The sequence below is a fragment of the Brevibacterium sp. genome (assembly GCF_022712115.1).
Taxonomy (GTDB): Bacteria; Actinomycetota; Actinomycetes; order Actinomycetales; family Brevibacteriaceae; genus Brevibacterium; species Brevibacterium salitolerans.
Map to the genome: position 1 here is coordinate 1 of NZ_JALAHB010000094.1, position 14,805 is coordinate 14,805.

The 14,805-nt window shown below is 70.7% G+C and carries 13 protein-coding genes; 7 read left to right on the forward strand and 6 right to left on the reverse strand.

Annotation, left to right across the window (positions count from 1 at the left end):
• On the forward strand, nucleotides 1–624 hold a 624-nt coding region (locus tag Q0A33_RS05745), incomplete at its 5' end, for a DapH/DapD/GlmU-related protein (protein ID WP_291794339.1).
• 90 nt (nucleotides 625–714) lie between these two features.
• Nucleotides 715–2,139 carry a DUF418 domain-containing protein gene (locus tag Q0A33_RS05750; protein ID WP_291794341.1) on the forward strand — a complete coding sequence of 475 codons (1,425 nt, stop codon included), beginning with the start codon at nucleotides 715–717 and terminating at the stop codon, nucleotides 2,137–2,139.
• Between the two features lie 157 nt (nucleotides 2,140–2,296).
• Here Q0A33_RS05750 and Q0A33_RS05755 read toward each other — a convergent pair whose 3' ends face one another.
• The 3 genes from Q0A33_RS05755 to fdxA form a co-directional block, all read right to left on the reverse strand.
• Nucleotides 2,297–3,583 carry a citrate synthase gene (locus Q0A33_RS05755; RefSeq protein ID WP_291794343.1) on the reverse strand — a complete coding sequence of 429 codons (1,287 nt, stop codon included), beginning with the start codon at nucleotides 3,581–3,583 and terminating at the stop codon, nucleotides 2,297–2,299.
• 117 nt (nucleotides 3,584–3,700) lie between these two features.
• Entirely contained in the window at nucleotides 3,701–4,837 is a 1,137-nt protein-coding gene (dapC, locus tag Q0A33_RS05760) for a succinyldiaminopimelate transaminase (protein ID WP_291794345.1), read from the reverse strand.
• 39 nt (nucleotides 4,838–4,876) lie between these two features.
• Nucleotides 4,877–5,203: a ferredoxin gene (gene fdxA, locus Q0A33_RS05765; RefSeq protein ID WP_291794361.1), complete on the reverse strand. Its 327-nt coding sequence runs from the start codon at nucleotides 5,201–5,203 to the stop codon at nucleotides 4,877–4,879.
• Nucleotides 5,204–5,362: 159 nt separating this feature from the next.
• Between fdxA and Q0A33_RS05770 the strand changes: the two genes are divergently transcribed.
• From Q0A33_RS05770 to Q0A33_RS05790, 5 genes are all read left to right on the forward strand, one after another.
• Nucleotides 5,363–5,797 carry a PadR family transcriptional regulator gene (locus tag Q0A33_RS05770; protein ID WP_291794347.1) on the forward strand — a complete coding sequence of 145 codons (435 nt, stop codon included), beginning with the start codon at nucleotides 5,363–5,365 and terminating at the stop codon, nucleotides 5,795–5,797.
• A gap of 1 nt (nucleotide 5,798) precedes the next feature.
• Complete coding sequence (locus tag Q0A33_RS05775) at nucleotides 5,799–6,179, forward strand: DUF1048 domain-containing protein (RefSeq protein ID WP_291794349.1); 381 nt, start codon at nucleotides 5,799–5,801, stop codon at nucleotides 6,177–6,179.
• Entirely contained in the window at nucleotides 6,176–7,045 is an 870-nt protein-coding gene (locus Q0A33_RS05780) for an ABC transporter ATP-binding protein (RefSeq protein ID WP_291794351.1), read from the forward strand. Before Q0A33_RS05775 ends, Q0A33_RS05780 begins: the two co-directional genes overlap by 4 nt.
• Complete coding sequence (locus Q0A33_RS05785; RefSeq protein WP_291794353.1) at nucleotides 7,042–7,806, forward strand: ABC transporter permease; 765 nt, start codon at nucleotides 7,042–7,044, stop codon at nucleotides 7,804–7,806. The genes Q0A33_RS05780 and Q0A33_RS05785 overlap by 4 nt, the downstream gene beginning before the upstream one ends.
• A gap of 68 nt (nucleotides 7,807–7,874) precedes the next feature.
• Nucleotides 7,875–8,924 (forward strand): GNAT family N-acetyltransferase, encoded by a 1,050-nt coding sequence (locus tag Q0A33_RS05790; RefSeq protein WP_291794355.1) that lies wholly within the window; start codon nucleotides 7,875–7,877, stop codon nucleotides 8,922–8,924.
• Nucleotides 8,925–9,027: 103 nt separating this feature from the next.
• Here Q0A33_RS05790 and Q0A33_RS05795 read toward each other — a convergent pair whose 3' ends face one another.
• The 3 genes from Q0A33_RS05795 to Q0A33_RS05805 all read right to left on the reverse strand — a co-directional run.
• Nucleotides 9,028–11,556, reverse strand: coding sequence for a VanW family protein (locus Q0A33_RS05795; RefSeq protein ID WP_291794357.1), 2,529 nt, complete (start codon nucleotides 11,554–11,556; stop codon nucleotides 9,028–9,030).
• Nucleotides 11,557–11,561: 5 nt separating this feature from the next.
• Nucleotides 11,562–13,160 (reverse strand): PIG-L family deacetylase, encoded by a 1,599-nt coding sequence (locus tag Q0A33_RS05800; RefSeq protein ID WP_291794358.1) that lies wholly within the window; start codon nucleotides 13,158–13,160, stop codon nucleotides 11,562–11,564.
• An 85-nt stretch (nucleotides 13,161–13,245) separates the two neighbouring features.
• Nucleotides 13,246–14,805 (reverse strand): EF-Tu/IF-2/RF-3 family GTPase (locus Q0A33_RS05805; RefSeq protein ID WP_291794360.1); only part of this gene is annotated, 1,560 nt, incomplete at its 5' end.

The window sequence follows — 14,805 nt, forward strand, 5'->3', positions numbered from 1 at the left end:
CTCAACAACGTCGTCTGGACCTCCGCGGGCGCCTGCGCGGTGGACGGCTTCGAGGTCACCCGCGCCCGGCTCGCCGCACGGGGCACCGTCTCCGTGTTCGGCGTGGACAAGTTCCCGCGCATGACGGACTTCGTGATCCCCTCCGGCGTGCGGATCGGCGATGCCGACCGCGTCCGCCTCGGCGCCCACCTGGCCCCCGGCACCGTCGTCATGCACGAGGGCTTCGTGAACTTCAACGCCGGCACCCTCGGCTCGGCGATGGTCGAGGGGCGCATCTCCCAGGGCGTCGTCGTGGGCGAGGGCACGGACATCGGCGGCGGCGCCTCCATCATGGGCACCCTCTCCGGCGGCAACACCCGGAAGATCACGGTGGGCTCCGGCACGCTGCTGGGGGCGAACTCCGGCATCGGCATCTCCCTGGGCGACGACTGCATCGTGGAGGCCGGGCTCTACGTCACCGCCGGCACCCCGGTGGCCCTCATGTCCGAGGACGGGCGCGTGGTGAAGGCCGCGGAGCTCTCCGGCGCGGACAACGTCCTCCTGCGCCGCAACGGCTCCACCGGTGCGGTCGAGGCGCACGCACGCACCGCGAAGGGCATCGAGCTCAACCCGGACCTGCACTGACACACCGGCCGGGCGCCCCGGGCGCCTGCCCTCACCTCCCGCGCCCGGTGCTGACCTCCAGCACCGGGCGCGGCCGTCCCAGGAGGCCCCATGACCGTTCCGCCCCTGCCGCAGGACCCGCCGCCGAGGCCGGGTGTGCCGCCGCCCCGGCCGAGCTCTCCGCCACCGGTCCCGGCCGCCCCCGAGGCCTCGATCGCCCCCGAGGCCTCGATCGCTCCGGCTGATCCGGCGGCTCCGGCCGAATCCGCCCCGACGGCACAGGCCGAGTCCGCAGCACAGGCCGGTGCCGGACGCGCCCTCGCCCCCGACCTCGCGCGCGGCCTCATGCTCCTGCTCATCGCCGTGGCGAACGTCTCCTGGCACCTGTGGGGGCATCCGACGGGGCTGTCCTCCGCGCACCCCACGGACGGCGACACCCTCGACACCGTCCTCGCCACCGCCTCGCTCACCCTCGTGGACGGCCGCGTCTACCCGCTGTTCGCGTTCCTGTTCGGCTACGGCATGGTCCAGTTCTCCGTCTCCCGCGCTGCGCGCGGTGTGCCCGCGGACGCCGTGAGACGCATGCTCCGGCGCCGTCACTGGTGGATGATCGCCTTCGGCGCCCTCCACGCGCTCCTCCTCTTCCACGGGGACATCCTGGGCGCCTACGGTCTCGCCGGGCTCGTGGTGGGCGGGCTGTTCTTCTCCCGGACGGATCGCACCCTGCGGATCGTCGCCTGGATCTTCGGCAGCCTGCTGGCGCTGGGCGCACTGCTCGGCCTGGTCTCCGGATTCCTGCTCACCCTGCTGCCCGCGGAGGTCACCGCCGAGATCGCGGCGGGGATGGAGACCGGCGGCACCGGCAGCCCGCTCACGGACATGACCGCGGGCCAGCCGAACTACCTTCTCGCCGCAGCATCCCGCCTCGGCATGTGGGCGCTGAGCACGCCGGGGACGGTGCTCATGCTCGCGGTTCCGCTCGCGATGGTCCTCGGCTGGCTCGCCGCCCGTCACGGACTGCTCGACGACCCGGCCGCCCACCGGGGACGCCTCGTGCGGATCGCCTGGACGGGCATCACGGTGGGCGTGCTGGGCGGCCTGCCCCAGGCGCTGGCATTCGCCGGCGTCCTGCACCTGCCCGAGACCTCGGAGTGGATGCTCATCGGTCTCCACTCCGTCACCGGGGTGGCGGGAGGGCTGGGCTATGCGGCCCTGTTCGGGCTCCTCGCACTCCGCCTCGGCCGGCGCGCGCTCCACGAGCACCCCCTGCTCATCGCCCGGCCCGCGCGTGCCATCGCCGCGGTGGGCAAGCGCTCGCTGAGCTTCTACCTGTTCCAGTCGCTCGTCTTCGCGCCCGTGCTCACCGCCTGGGGCCTCGGCCTCGGGGAGAGGATCACCACCGCCAGTGCATTCACGCTGGCCGCAGCGGTGTGGCTCCTCTCCTGCGTCCTCGCGGCGATGTTCGAGGACCGTAGTACCCGCGGACCCGCAGAGATGCTGCTGCGCAGGCTCACCTACGGCCGCGAGGGAGGCTGAGGCCGTCGGCCGGTCACTCCCTCCGGCCCCTCACCCCTGCCATGCATGGTGGGCGTATGAGGCGACCGGGCTCCACACACAGAGACCGCAGACGTGCGAAAGCGCCCCGCTCCCGGTTCGGTTCCGGGAGCGGGGCGCTTCTCTGCGTGTGCGCGGCTCAGCGCTCGTGCAGCTGGGTGTACTGACGCAGCCCGGAGCCGGTGTAGATCTGGCGGGGACGGCCGATCTTGGTCTCCGGATCCGTGATCATCTCGCGCCACTGGGCGATCCAGCCCGGCAGGCGGCCCACGGCGAAGAGGACCGTGAACATGTTCGTGGGGAAGCCCAGGGCCTTGTAGATGAGGCCGGTGTAGAAGTCCACGTTCGGAGAGAGCTTGCGCTCGACGAAGTAGTCGTCGGCCAGCGCGATCTCCTCGATGCTCTTGGCGAGGTCCAGCAGTTCGTCGTTGCCGCCGAGCTTCTCCAGCACCTCGTCCGCGGTCTTCTTGATGATCGCCGCGCGCGGGTCGTAGTTCTTGTAGACGCGGTGCCCGAAGCCCATGAGCCGGACGCCGTCCTCCTTGTTCTTCACGCGCTCCATGAAGGACTTGGCGCCGTCGTCGGAGGCCTTGATGTCCTCGAGCATCTCCAGCACCGCGGAGTTCGCGCCGCCGTGCAGCGGGCCGGCCAGAGCGTTGATGCCGGCGGAGATGGACTGGTACAGGTTGGCCTGCGAGGAGCCCACGAGGCGCACGGTGGAGGTGGAGCAGTTCTGCTCGTGATCCGCGTGCAGGATGAAGAGCTGGTCGAGGGCCTTCGCCGCGAGCGGGTCGATCTCGTACTGCTCGGACGGGAAGCCGAAGTTCACGCGGAGGAAGTTCTCCACGAGGCCCAGGTCGTTGTCCGGGAACACCACGGGCAGACCCTGCGCCTTGCGGTGTGCGAAGGCGGCGATCGTGGGCATCTTGGCGAGCAGCCGGACCGTGGAGAGGTCGATCTGCTCCTCATCGTGGACGCTGAGGCTGTCCTGGTAGAACGTGGACATCGCCGCGATGGACGCGGAGACCATCGGCATGGGGTGGGCGTCGTAGGGGAACGCCTGGAAGAACCGGCGCATGTCCTCGTGCAGCAGCGTGTGACGGCGCAGCCGCGCGTCCCAGGCCGCGAGCTGGTCCGGGGTGGGGAGCTCGCCGTAGATGAGCAGGTAGGCGACCTCGACGAAGGTCGACTTCTCCGTGAGCTCCTCGATGTCGTAGCCGCGGTAACGCAGGACGCCGGCGTCGCCGTCGATGTAGGTGATGTCCGACTTCAGCGACGCGGTGTTCGCGAATCCCGGGTCGTAGGTGACCGTGCCGGTCTCCCCCAGGAGCTTGCTGATCCTCAGCCCCGAATTTCCTTCGGTGGCCTCGACGGACTCCAGTGCGAGGTCCTTGCCGCCTGTGCGCAGCACTGCATCCTGGGTCATACGACACCTCTCGTCTTGGTACTCAGCTCACGCTGAGAGGGGATTCAGAATCGTTTCAGAGTCGGGGAAAGACTACTCGACTGTGGAGGTCACACGAAATCACACCACGGTAGTGTATTATGCCCCGCGCAGACGACTCGCGGCCTCCGCGATCACGGCGTCGGAGGCGGTCAGGGCGATGCGCACGTGCTGCGCGCCGGCCTCCCCGTAGAAGGCTCCGGGACCTGCGATGATGCCCAGTTCGGCCAGTGCGCCGATGGTCTCCCAGCAGTCCTCCCCGCGGGTTCCCCACAGGTAGAGCCCCGCCTCGGAGTGGTCGATCCGGAGGCCGAACGCCTCGACCGCAGGCCGCAGCACCGCACGGCGTGCGCGGTAGAGCTCCTTCTGCGCACTCCGGTGCGCCGCATCGCCGAGTGCGGCGATCATGGCCTCCTGGACCGGCCCCGGCATGATCATGCCGGCGTGCTTCCGCGCAGTCAGCAGGTTCTCCACCAGCACGGGATCCCCCGCGAGGTACGCCGCCCGGTAGCCTGCGAGGTTGGACTGCTTGGACAGCGAGTAGACGGACAGCAGGCCGGTGTGGTCGCCGCCCGTCACGGCGGGGTCGAGGATGCTCGGGGCGACCTCCGCGCCCTCCCACCCCAGGGTGGCGTAGCACTCGTCCGAGGCGATGACGACACCCGCGGCGCGCGCGGCCTCGACGATCCGCGCGAGCTCCCGGGTGGTGAGCACGCGCCCGGTGGGGTTGCCCGGCGAGTTGACCCAGAGGAGGCCCACGCCGGAGAGGTCGGCGCCTGAGAGGATCTCGTCCGCGTCCACCACGCGCGCGGGCAGGCCCGCGATCTCCGCACCCATCGCGTACGTGGGGTAGGCCGCGGCCGGGTGTGCCACGGCCAGCCCTCGCTGCCGCAGACCCAGCAGGGTGGGGAGCCAGGCGACCGCCTCCTTGGAGCCCACGAGCGGGAGGACCTCACGCGCGGGGTCCAGCTGTGCGCCGAACACCTCGCGGCAGAAGGCGGCGATGGCCTCGCGGAGCTCGGGCGTGCCCTGGGTCGTGGGGTAGCCCGGCCAGTCCGCGGCGGCGGCCAGCGCCTCGCGGATCACCGCCGGCGTGGGATCGACGGGCGTGCCGATGGAGAGGTCGCAGACTCCGCCGGGATGGCGCTGGGCCGTCTCCCGGTAGGGGGTCAGCGAGTCCCAGGGGTACCCGGGGAGGTCCAGTCCGAATCCGGCGGTGTACGGCTCAGCGCGCAATGTCTCATCCTCTGTGGTGCTCGTGGGCCCGGCCGGGGCTCAGGCGTCCTGGTTCTGCGGGGGAAGCGCAGCGATGAAGGGGTGGTCCTTGCCGATGTTGCCCAGCTTCGCGGCCCCGCCGGGCGAGCCCAGGTCGTCGAAGAACTCGACGTTCGCCTTGTAGTACTCGGCCCACTCCTCCGGGGTGTCGTCCTCGTAGTAGATCGCCTCCACCGGGCAGACGGGCTCGCAGGCGCCGCAGTCCACGCATTCGTCCGGGTGGATGTAGAGCGAACGCTCGCCCTCGTAGATGCAGTCCACAGGGCATTCGTCAATGCACGCCTTGTCCTTGAGGTCCACACACGGCTGCGCGATGACGTAGGTCACGGTCACTTCTCCTAAGGGGTCGGATCCACTCCCCACAAGGGTACTCCCTGGTCCGCCCTGCGCTCGCGGAACCCACAGGTACTCAGTGTTGCCAAGTAGCGGTACTCAGCGTTACTGTGTAGCGGTACTGAGTGATACCGAGTAGAAAGGGGGCGCACAGTGGCAAGTCAGATGACGGAGATGCTCAAGGGCACCCTCGAGGGCATCGTCCTGGCGATCCTGGCCGAAAGGGCGGCGTACGGGTACGAGATCACGGCATGGCTGCGAGAGCAGGGCTTCACTGAGATCGCGGAAGGCACCGTGTACGCGCTGCTCGTCCGGATCGAGCAGCGGGGCTTCGTGGACGTGGAGAGGGTCCCCTCGGAGAAGGGACCGCCGCGCAAGGTGTACTCGCTGAACCCCACGGGGCGCGACCGCCTCACCGAGTTCTGGCGGACCTGGGGCCTCCTCTCCGAGCGCATCGAGCAGCTCCGCCCGGATGCCGCACACAAAGCGGACCGCACGGGGCCACTGGAAAACACGGGCTCGCCGGAAGACACAGGCTCATCGGAGCAGACGGACCTGTCAGAGAACACCGAGAAGGAAGGGGCCTGACATGGCCGCCAAATGGATCGAGTACCTCACCGGATCGCTCGAGCAGAAGAAGCAGTACAGGCAGAGCGTCGCAAGGATCAAGGCACTGCCAGAACCGTACCTGAGCGCCGCGAAGGCAGGTCAGCGCTACCTGCTGGTGAATGGGCCCGTCTCCGACGCCGACACCCTCGTCACGATGTTCGACGACTTCGTGGAGCTGTGGGAGCGGGCAGCCGCTGATGCGACCCCGCTGCGTGCGGTCGTCGGCGACGATCCGGTCGAGTTCATCGAGGCATTCGCGCAGGCATACGCGGGCAGGCAGTGGATCGACAAGGAGCGCGAGCGCCTCCGGCAGACGATCGACGGGGCCGAGCGCCGCACCGGTGAGGAGAAGGAGTCATGACCGCCACGGCCACGGAGCCGGCTCGCACGGAGCCCGCGATCCGGCTCGCAGGCATCACCAAGTCCTACCGGGAGCTGCAGGTGCTGCGCGGCGTCGACCTCGACGTCGAGCCCGGCAGCATCGTCGCACTGCTCGGCTCCAACGGCGCGGGGAAGACGACTCTGGTGCGGATCCTGTCCTCCCTGCTCAAGGCCGACGGAGGCACAGCCACGGTGAACGGCTTCGACGTCGCAGCCCAGGCTGGTGACGTGCGCCTGTCGATCAGCCTGACCGGACAGTTCGCGGCGGTGGACGAGGTGCTGACCGGCAGGGAGAACCTCGTGCTGGTCGCGAGGCTGCGCCACCTGCCGGATCCGGGCCCGGTGGCGGACAGGATGCTCGCCCGCTTCTCGCTCACGGACGCGGGCGGCCGCAGGGCCGGAACGTACTCGGGCGGGATGCGGCGGCGGCTCGACATCGCCATGAGCCTGGTGGGCGATCCGCCGATCGTCTTCCTCGACGAGCCAACCACTGGGCTCGACCCTCAGGCGCGCATCGAGGTGTGGCAGACGGTGAAAGCGCTCGCCGCAGGCGGCACGACAGTACTGCTGACCACGCAGTACCTCGACGAGGCCGAACAGCTCGCCGACCGCATCGCGGTCCTGCACGAGGGCACGATCATCCGGCACGGCACACTCGCGGAGCTGAAGCGGCTCCTCCCCGCCGCGACGGTCGAGTACGTGGAGAAGCAGCCGACCCTCGAGGAGGTCTTCCTCGCCCTCGTCGGCGGTGATGCCGCCGAGGCCCCACGGGCTCAGGATGCCATGGCGCCGGAAGATGCAACGGTGCCGCAGGACGCGGCACGGACTGAAGGAGGCCCCCGATGACCGCCCACGTCCTCGGCGACGCCGGTGCGCTCACCGGCCGGTCGCTGCGCCACATCCTCCGCAGTCCGGACACCATCATCACCACCGCGATCATGCCGATCGCGCTGATGCTGATCTTCGTCTTCGTGTTCGGCGGTGCGATCGACACGGGAACCGACGAGGCGTACGTCAGCTACCTGCTTCCGGGGATCCTGCTCATCACTGTCGCGTCCGGGATCGCATACACCGCATACCGGCTGTTCTTGGATATGCAGGGAGGCATCTTCGAGCGCTTCCAGTCGATGCCGATCGCACGCTCGAGCGTGCTCTGGGCGCACGTGCTCACCTCGCTCGTGGCCAATGTGGTCTCCCTCGGGGTGGTCATCGGCACGGCCTTCGCCCTGGGCTTCCGCACGGGCGCCTCGCTGGGCGCGTGGCTGGCGGTGGCCGGAATCCTGATCCTCTTCGCCCTCGCTCTGACATGGATCGCCGTGATCGCGGGGCTGTCAGCGAAGACCGTCGACGGCGCAAGCGCATTCAGCTACCCGCTGATCTTCCTCCCGTTCGTCAGCTCGGCCTTCGTGCCCGTCGCCTCGATGCCCGGACCCATCGCGTGGTTCGCGGAGAACCAGCCTGTGACCTCGGTCGTGGACGCGATCAGGGCGCTGTTCGCCCAACAGCCGGTGGGAGCGGGGATCTGGGTCGCCCTCGCCTGGTGCGCGGGAATGCTCCTCGTCGCCTACGGCATCGCGATCCTCGTCTACCGGAGGAGGATCCGCTGAGCCCTCCCCCGTAGAGTGGTCCGGTGCACTCGTCCGCGGAGGACGCCCGTGAGGAAGCTGAGGTAGTGATGGAACTGCGCGAAGGCATGCGCGTCGTGATCCGGTACCGGTCCGGAGAGGGTGCCACGGATGCGCTCGGCACGGTCGAGGCGGCGGATGCCTCCTCCGTGACGGTCTCCACGAAGCGCGGCAGCGCCGTGATCCCCCGCGCGGACATCCTGCTCGCGCACGAGGTGCCGCCCGCACCCGTGCGCACCGGGCGCCCGCATCAGGTCCTCTCCGCCTCGAGCCTTCGCCTCGTCTCCGCGGGAGCCTGGCTGCCTGCGGGCAGCACGTGGCTCCACGCGGACAACGTCCGGGCGGAGCTCAGCGAATCGGACGACTTCGTCCAGACCGGCTGGCTGCTGCGCAGCTCCCCGGAGGCGGGCTCACGGCGGGCGAACTCCGCGCTGCCCATCGCCTCCCCCGGCATGCCCGCAGCGCAGGCGCTCGACGCATGCGAGGCCTGGTACGCCGAACGCGGGCAGCCTCCCGTCGTGCAGATCTACTCCGCAGACGCCTCGAGCACCCTCGCCGAGGAGTGCCGCGAGCTGGGACCGCTGCTGCGCGAACGCGGCTACACCCCGTCCGCTGCCACCCTCGTGCTCACGGGTTCCACGCGGGAGGCCGCGGCCGGTGCCACCCGCGCCGCGGATGTCGCGCTCCCGGGCCTGAGCATCGAGGTCTCGGACACCGCCTCGGAGCAGTACATCACGGCACTGGGCCACGGCCCGGACTCCCCCGGGCGGGAAGCCTACGCCGCCCTGGTGCGCGGCGGAGAGCAGGTGCAGTTCGTCACGGCACTCGCCCACCACCCGGACGGGTCCACCACCCCGGTGGCGCACTGCCGCATGGCGGAGGTCAACCGCTGGGCGGTCGTGACCAACCTCATCACCCGTCCGGATCTCCGCCGCCGAGGCGCCGGGCGGGCGGTCGTCCGTGCCGCCCTCGCCACGGCCTCGGGCAGGGGCGTGCGCTCCTACCTCGCAGACGTGGAGGCGGACAACGCCGCATCCCTGGGCCTGTTCGAGTCCCTGGGCGCGACCGTGAGCCAGCGCAGCTGGTACGCCGCACGCTGAACCGCGGGCTCCGCCGGTCCTGCCGGTTCCGCCTGCGCGCTCAGTCCTCGCAGACCACGCGGGTGCGATCTCCGCCGCAGTCCGTCCGCCGCCGCAGCCGCGCTCAGTCCTCGCAGACCACGCGGTTCACAGGACGGTAGACGGTGGTGAAGTCGTCCTTCGACACGACCGCGCCGCTGCTCGGATCCTTGATGGTCCGGTAGATCGTGATCGACCAGCCCTGTCCCGGCGACTGCGGTGTGCAGCTCGGACCGGACTCGGTCACCGTGCTCGGCGAGGTGAAGTTGAAGCGGTCCGAGGCCGAGGCCTCGACGTCCGCCTTCTCACTCCCCAGCACGCGCGCCACGACCTCGCCGCCGGCCAGGTGCATGTCGAGGACAACCGGGGCATCCGTGGTGTTGGTGAACTTCAGGTCGATCGAGGTCCAGTCCAGGGTGGTCTCCCGCCCCTCCGGGTAGCGCGAGATGTAGCGGGAGTGCGCCTGGTGCTCGTCGAGGTCGAACCCTGCGAAGAACGCCGCGTTGAACAGGGTCGTGGAGACCTGGGAGACGCCTCCGCCGAAGTCCTCCTTCATCTGCCCGCCGGAGATCACCCCCGCGGGCTTGTACCCGGCCGCCGCCGTGCGTTCGCCCAGCGTCTCGTTGAGGGAGAACTGCTCGCCGGGCTGCAGCACCGTGCCGCGGACCTTGTCCGTGGCGACCCGGAGATTGGTGTCGCGTGCGGGAGAGGAGGAGTACGGGGTGGAGAACTCCGCGACGGTCTGGGAGACGTCCGCCTTCTCCGCGTCCTGAGTCGTGAAGTCCGGTTCCGTCTCCGTGAGGGTGATCTCGCCGGTGCGGGACTCGGAGACCATCGCCTCGCCCACCTGGTCCGCGAGCTCCTCCGGGTCAGCGCCCACGCCTGCCTGCGCCGGAACCACCGTGAGCGAGTCGCCGTTCACGCGGAAGGAGGCGTCCGCCGGCTCCTTCCCCACGCCCGGGTTGGCGTCGAAGACCTCGGTGCGGAGTGCCTTCTCGTCGAAGACGGGCGCGAGCGCGCTCTCGGAGGGCTCGAACCGGAGGGTGGAGGCCAGCACCTCCGGCGAGACGGTGAGGCTGTGCGTCCGGCCGTCGTCATCCGCCTCGATGACCACGTCGTCGGAGAGCGCGGGCTCCGCGATGTCCGCACGTGCCCGCTCCGCGGCCTCGGTCGTAACGGCAGGTGCGGTGCGCTCCGGCTCGACCGTCAGCGGGCCGTCCGTGCGCAGCCACTGCTCGGTGAGAGCGGTGCGCAGATCCTCCGCGGTGACCACGAGGCCGTCTGCGGACTCGGTGACCTCCGGCGTGCCGCTGTCCACGGTGAGCGTGGCGTCCACCGGTTCGCGGGAGAGGTCCTCGGCGGTCGTGGAGAGCACGGGGGCGAGCTTCTCCTCCTCGGTGCCCAGGACGAGATCGAGCTCGTCGTCGCCGAACAGCCGGTCCCACACCACGCGCGGATCCGCGGAGAAGCCCAGCGCCGCGTCCACGGTGGCCTCGGCGTCCACCGAGAGGCCGGCCGCAGCAGGATCGAGGGTCGCCTCCGTCTCACCCGCGGTCACCGTGAGCTCCTGCGCCGCGGGATCCTCCGTCCCCGTCTGCAGCGCGGTGATCGCCTCGTCCTCGCTCATGCCGCCGAGGTCGACTCCCGCGGCCTGCGCAGAGGCGGGGAGGGACCCGGACTGCCAGTACGCCAGACCCAGATAGCCGCCCACCGCCACGACGGCCGCGGCGAGGCCGGAGAGCGCTGCTGCGCGTCCTCTGCGCCGGTGCGACGCCGGAGCGTGCTCGGACGTGGAGGCCGAGGCGGAAGCGGCGTCGGGCTCAGGCTCAGGCTCAGGCATTGTGAGTGCAGGCTCGGGATCTGCGGGCTCGGGCTCGGGTTCCGAGACGGTGGGGATGGGTTCCGCCACCGCGTGCTCAGGCTGAGGCACTGCGGTCCCTGGCTCAGCCTCAGGACCAGTGGGTTCGGAGCCTGCGATCACTTCTGCAGGCTCGGCCGTCTCAGCCACGCCCTCCGGTGCCGAGGATGCAGCCGAGTTCTCCGCCGCCGAGGGCTCGGAGGGAGTCTCGGGCTCGGCGGGAGTCTCGAGCTCGTGCCCAGCCGTGGATGGTGCGGACGAGGTGTCCGGGGCTGCAGCCTCGGGCTCGGCGCTCTTCAGGGCGGACTCCGCCGATGCCGCCTCGGCGGGAGCCTCCTCCGGCACAGCAGACGCGGGCTCCGGCTCGGGCTCACCTTCAGGTCCCGCCTCGTCCACGGGCACCTCACCCTCGGGTGCAGACGCCTCGGCCTCGGGTGCGGAGCCCGGCTCGGGCACGCCTTCGGCCTCGCCACCGGGTTCGGCCTCGGGCTCAGCAGGCGACTCCGGCTCCACGGATGCCTCCGCCTCACTCGCACCCCCGGAGTCCGCCTCGCCCGCAGCCCCGGAGTCCGCCTCGCCCGCGGAGTCCGCCGCCGGGACGTCCGGAAGCGCACCGTCCTCACCGCTCGGCTCCGCGTGCCGGGTGCCGTCGTCGGCCTCGGACTCGATCGCGCCGGTGGAGGCCGGAAGCACGTCGAAGGCGTCCGGGCAGTCGCCCGTGCCGTTCACATCGTCGTGGTTCTCGTTGTCCGTCATGGGTCCTACCGTCCCGTGCTGCTGTCCTGCTCTGCGTCTGCGGGTCCCCGCTGCGCCCCTGTGCGGCCCGCGCGCCGGCCCGGGGTCGCGAACACGAACACGGCCCCGGCGATCATCGGTGCGAAGAGCCACACGAGCGACCGCAGCGAACCGGTCACCACGAGATCGGCTCCCGGCCACAAGGACGGCTGCGCGAGCGCATACGCCACGCCGGAGATGGCCGCCGCGGTGATGACGGTGACGATGGTACTGCGATAGAGCACGCTCATGTGCCAGAGTCCGACCACCGCGAGGACGAGCGCGAGCACGAGGCCCCACGGAACGATCACGCCGCCCTCACCCACGTGCCACACGAAGGCGTTGAGGTGCTGGAACGATCCCAGCACCCCCACCACGAGGCCGATGACGAGGCCGTGGAGGACGCCGCCGAGGGTGGCCTTCCAGCTCTCGTCCGCCGGGTTCCCACGCGCATCGGCCCTGCCTGAGGAGGCCACGCCCGCGGAACTCCCGCCGGCCGCGCCCGAGGCCGTCCCGTCACCCGGGGCGCCGGCACCGGACGCCGGAGCGGCTGCGGCGGCAGGCGCTCCGGCGGAGCTCACCCGGTCCGCGGCCCTGTCAGCGGCCCCCTGCCCCTCCCGCGTGCGGATGGGGACTCCGAGCCCGGGTGCCGGGGCCGGAAGCAGGTCCAGCACATCGGAGAACGGCGCCCCGGGCAGTGCCAGAGCGGGAGCACCGTCCGCGCGTACGTCCATGAGCGCGAAGTGCTCCCGGCGGTCGATCCGCTGACCCACGCCGTTGGACAGGGCGAAGAACTCACCGGCCACCATGATCTGCGTGGCGTGCGCGGCCATCGCCTGCGCCTTGAGGCCGATGACCTCTTCGACGTCCTCGACCACGGCCACCGGCACGTCGTCGGCGATGGTCGAGGCCTTCTCCGCGGCGGCGAAGCCGGTGAGCGAGAAGCCCGGCGCGGAGGAGTCGAAGCGCTCCTCCACCGCCTCGGCCGGGTTGACGATGGTGAGCAGCTGTGGGACGGAATGGCCCGACCGCACCCGGGTGAGCAGCGCGGCGAGGGTGGCCTCGTGCACGCGCCGGTGGTCCGGGTGGCCGTAGCCGCCGTCCGCGGCATAGGTGATGACGAGGTCCGGACGGACGTCCTCGATCACCTCCCACACGTACATGGCGACGAGGCCCAGATCGGCCGCGCAGAGCGCAGCGTCCGGCATGGAGTCCGGTGCATGGGCATGGCCGTCGGCCCCCCACACCATCCCGGAGTCCTCGAAGCGACGGGCCGGCAGGTCACCGCCCTGGTCCCCGCGGAACACCGGGGCCCCGTCTCCCGGGTCGCCCAGGAACCGGTGGTCGCGCACGCCGAGGATCCGCATGGCCGCCGCCAGCTCGTTCTCCCGATGTGCGGCCAGCGCCTCACGCTCCCCCTCGAGGTGTGCGAGCTCCTCGCCGATCACCTCACCGCCCTCGCCGCGGGTGGCGGTGAGGAGGACGACGCGGGCACCGGCGCGCACGAGGCGCGCGAGCGTGCCGCCCGTGGCGATCGACTCGTCATCCGGGTGGGCGTGGACGAACAGCACTGTGGGTGTCGACAAGGGGGCTGCGATCTCCTGCTCGGCGGTGGTGCGCGGAAGGGGAGGGAACGGACGTGCTGCCGTGCCCTCCCCCGCCGCGTGGATGTCAGGCGTTCTGACGGCGCAGGCGCGCGCTCGTCTTGGCGCGCTCCTTCTGGTCGAGCTCGACCTTGCGGATGCGGACGATCGAGGGGGTGACCTCGACGCACTCGTCCTGGCCGGCGAACTCCAGGCTCTCCTCGAGGGTGAGCTTGCGCGGCGGCACGAGGTTCTCGAAGGAATCGGCCGTGGACGAACGCATGTTCGTGAGCTTCTTCTCCTTCGTGATGTTCACGTCCATGTCCTCGTTGCGGGAATTCTCACCCACGACCTGGCCCTCGTAGACCTCCGAGGTGGGCTCCACGAAGAACGTGCCGCGCTCCTGCAGGTTGATCATGGCGAACGGCGTGACCGTGCCGGCGCGGTCGGCCACCAGGGAGCCGTTGGTGCGGAACTCGATGCTGCCCGCCCACGGCGCGTAGCCGGCGGAGATCGAGTTCGAGATGCCGGTGCCGCGGGTCTCCGTGAGGAAGCGGGTGCGGAAGCCGATCAGGCCGCGCGCGGGAACCTTGAACTCCATGCGCACCCAGCCGGTGCCGTGATTGCTCATCGACTCCATCGTGCCCTTGCGGGCGGCCATCAGCTGGGTGACGGCGCCCAGGTGCTCCTCCGGGACGTCGATGGTGGTGTGCTCGAGCGGCTCGTGCACCTTGCCGTCGATCTCGCGGGTGACGACCTGGGGCTTGCCCACCGTGAGCTCGAAGCCTTCGCGGCGCATCTGCTCGACGAGGATGGCCAGCGCGAGCTCGCCGCGGCCCTGGACCTCCCAGGCGTCCGGACGCTCGGTGGGCAGGACGCGGAGCGAGACGTTGCCCACGAGCTCCGCATCGAGGCGGTCCTTGACCTGGCGGGCGGTGACCTTGGTGCCCTTCTCCCGTCCGGCCAGCGGCGAGGTGTTGATGCCGATGGTCATGGAGATCGCGGGCGCGTCGACCGTGATGGCCGGCATGGGCCGGGGGTCCTCGAGGTCCGTGATCGTGTCGCCGATCATGATGTCCGGGATGCCGGCGATCGCGACGATGTCACCGGCCGAGGCCTCGGTCGCCGGGACCCGCTCGAGTCCCTGGGTCTCGAGCAGCTCCGAGACCTTGACGGAGGAGATCTCACCGTCGCCGCGCATCCAGCCCACGGTCTGTCCCTTGCGCAGCGTGCCGCCGTAGATGCGCAGCAGCGCCAGACGGCCCAGGAAGGGAGAGGCGTCGAGGTTCGTGACGTGTGCCTGCAGCACGCCGTCGGCGTTGTAGGCCGGAGCCGGGATGTGGTCGAGGATCGCCTTGAACAGCGGCTCCAGGTTCTCCGACTCCGGGACGTCGCCGTCCGCCGGCTGCACGGTGGAGGCGCGGCCGGCCTTGGCGGCGGCGAACACGACGGGCACGTCGAGGACCGCGTCCACGTCGATGTCGTCGATCTCCTCGGAGAGGTCGGAGGCCAGTCCCAGGAGCAGGTCCTGCGCGTCCTCCAGCACGGCGTCGATGCGGGCGTCCGCGCGGTCCGTCTTGTTCACCACGAGGATGACGGGGAGCTTGGCGGCCAGCGCCTTGCGCAGCACGAAGCGGGTCTGGGGCAG

Coding starts and splice junctions, on each gene's coding strand:
- Q0A33_RS05750 (WP_291794341.1), top strand. CDS start 715: ATGACCGTTCCGCCCCTGCCGCAGGACCCGCCGCCGAGGCCGGGTGTG.
- Q0A33_RS05790 (WP_291794355.1), top strand. CDS start 7,875: ATGGAACTGCGCGAAGGCATGCGCGTCGTGATCCGGTACCGGTCCGGA.
- Q0A33_RS05785 (WP_291794353.1), top strand. CDS start 7,042: ATGACCGCCCACGTCCTCGGCGACGCCGGTGCGCTCACCGGCCGGTCG.
- Q0A33_RS05780 (WP_291794351.1), top strand. CDS start 6,176: ATGACCGCCACGGCCACGGAGCCGGCTCGCACGGAGCCCGCGATCCGG.
- Q0A33_RS05775 (WP_291794349.1), top strand. CDS start 5,799: ATGGCCGCCAAATGGATCGAGTACCTCACCGGATCGCTCGAGCAGAAG.
- Q0A33_RS05755 (WP_291794343.1), bottom strand. CDS start 3,583: ATGACCCAGGATGCAGTGCTGCGCACAGGCGGCAAGGACCTCGCACTG.
- Q0A33_RS05795 (WP_291794357.1), bottom strand. CDS start 11,556: ATGACGGACAACGAGAACCACGACGATGTGAACGGCACGGGCGACTGC.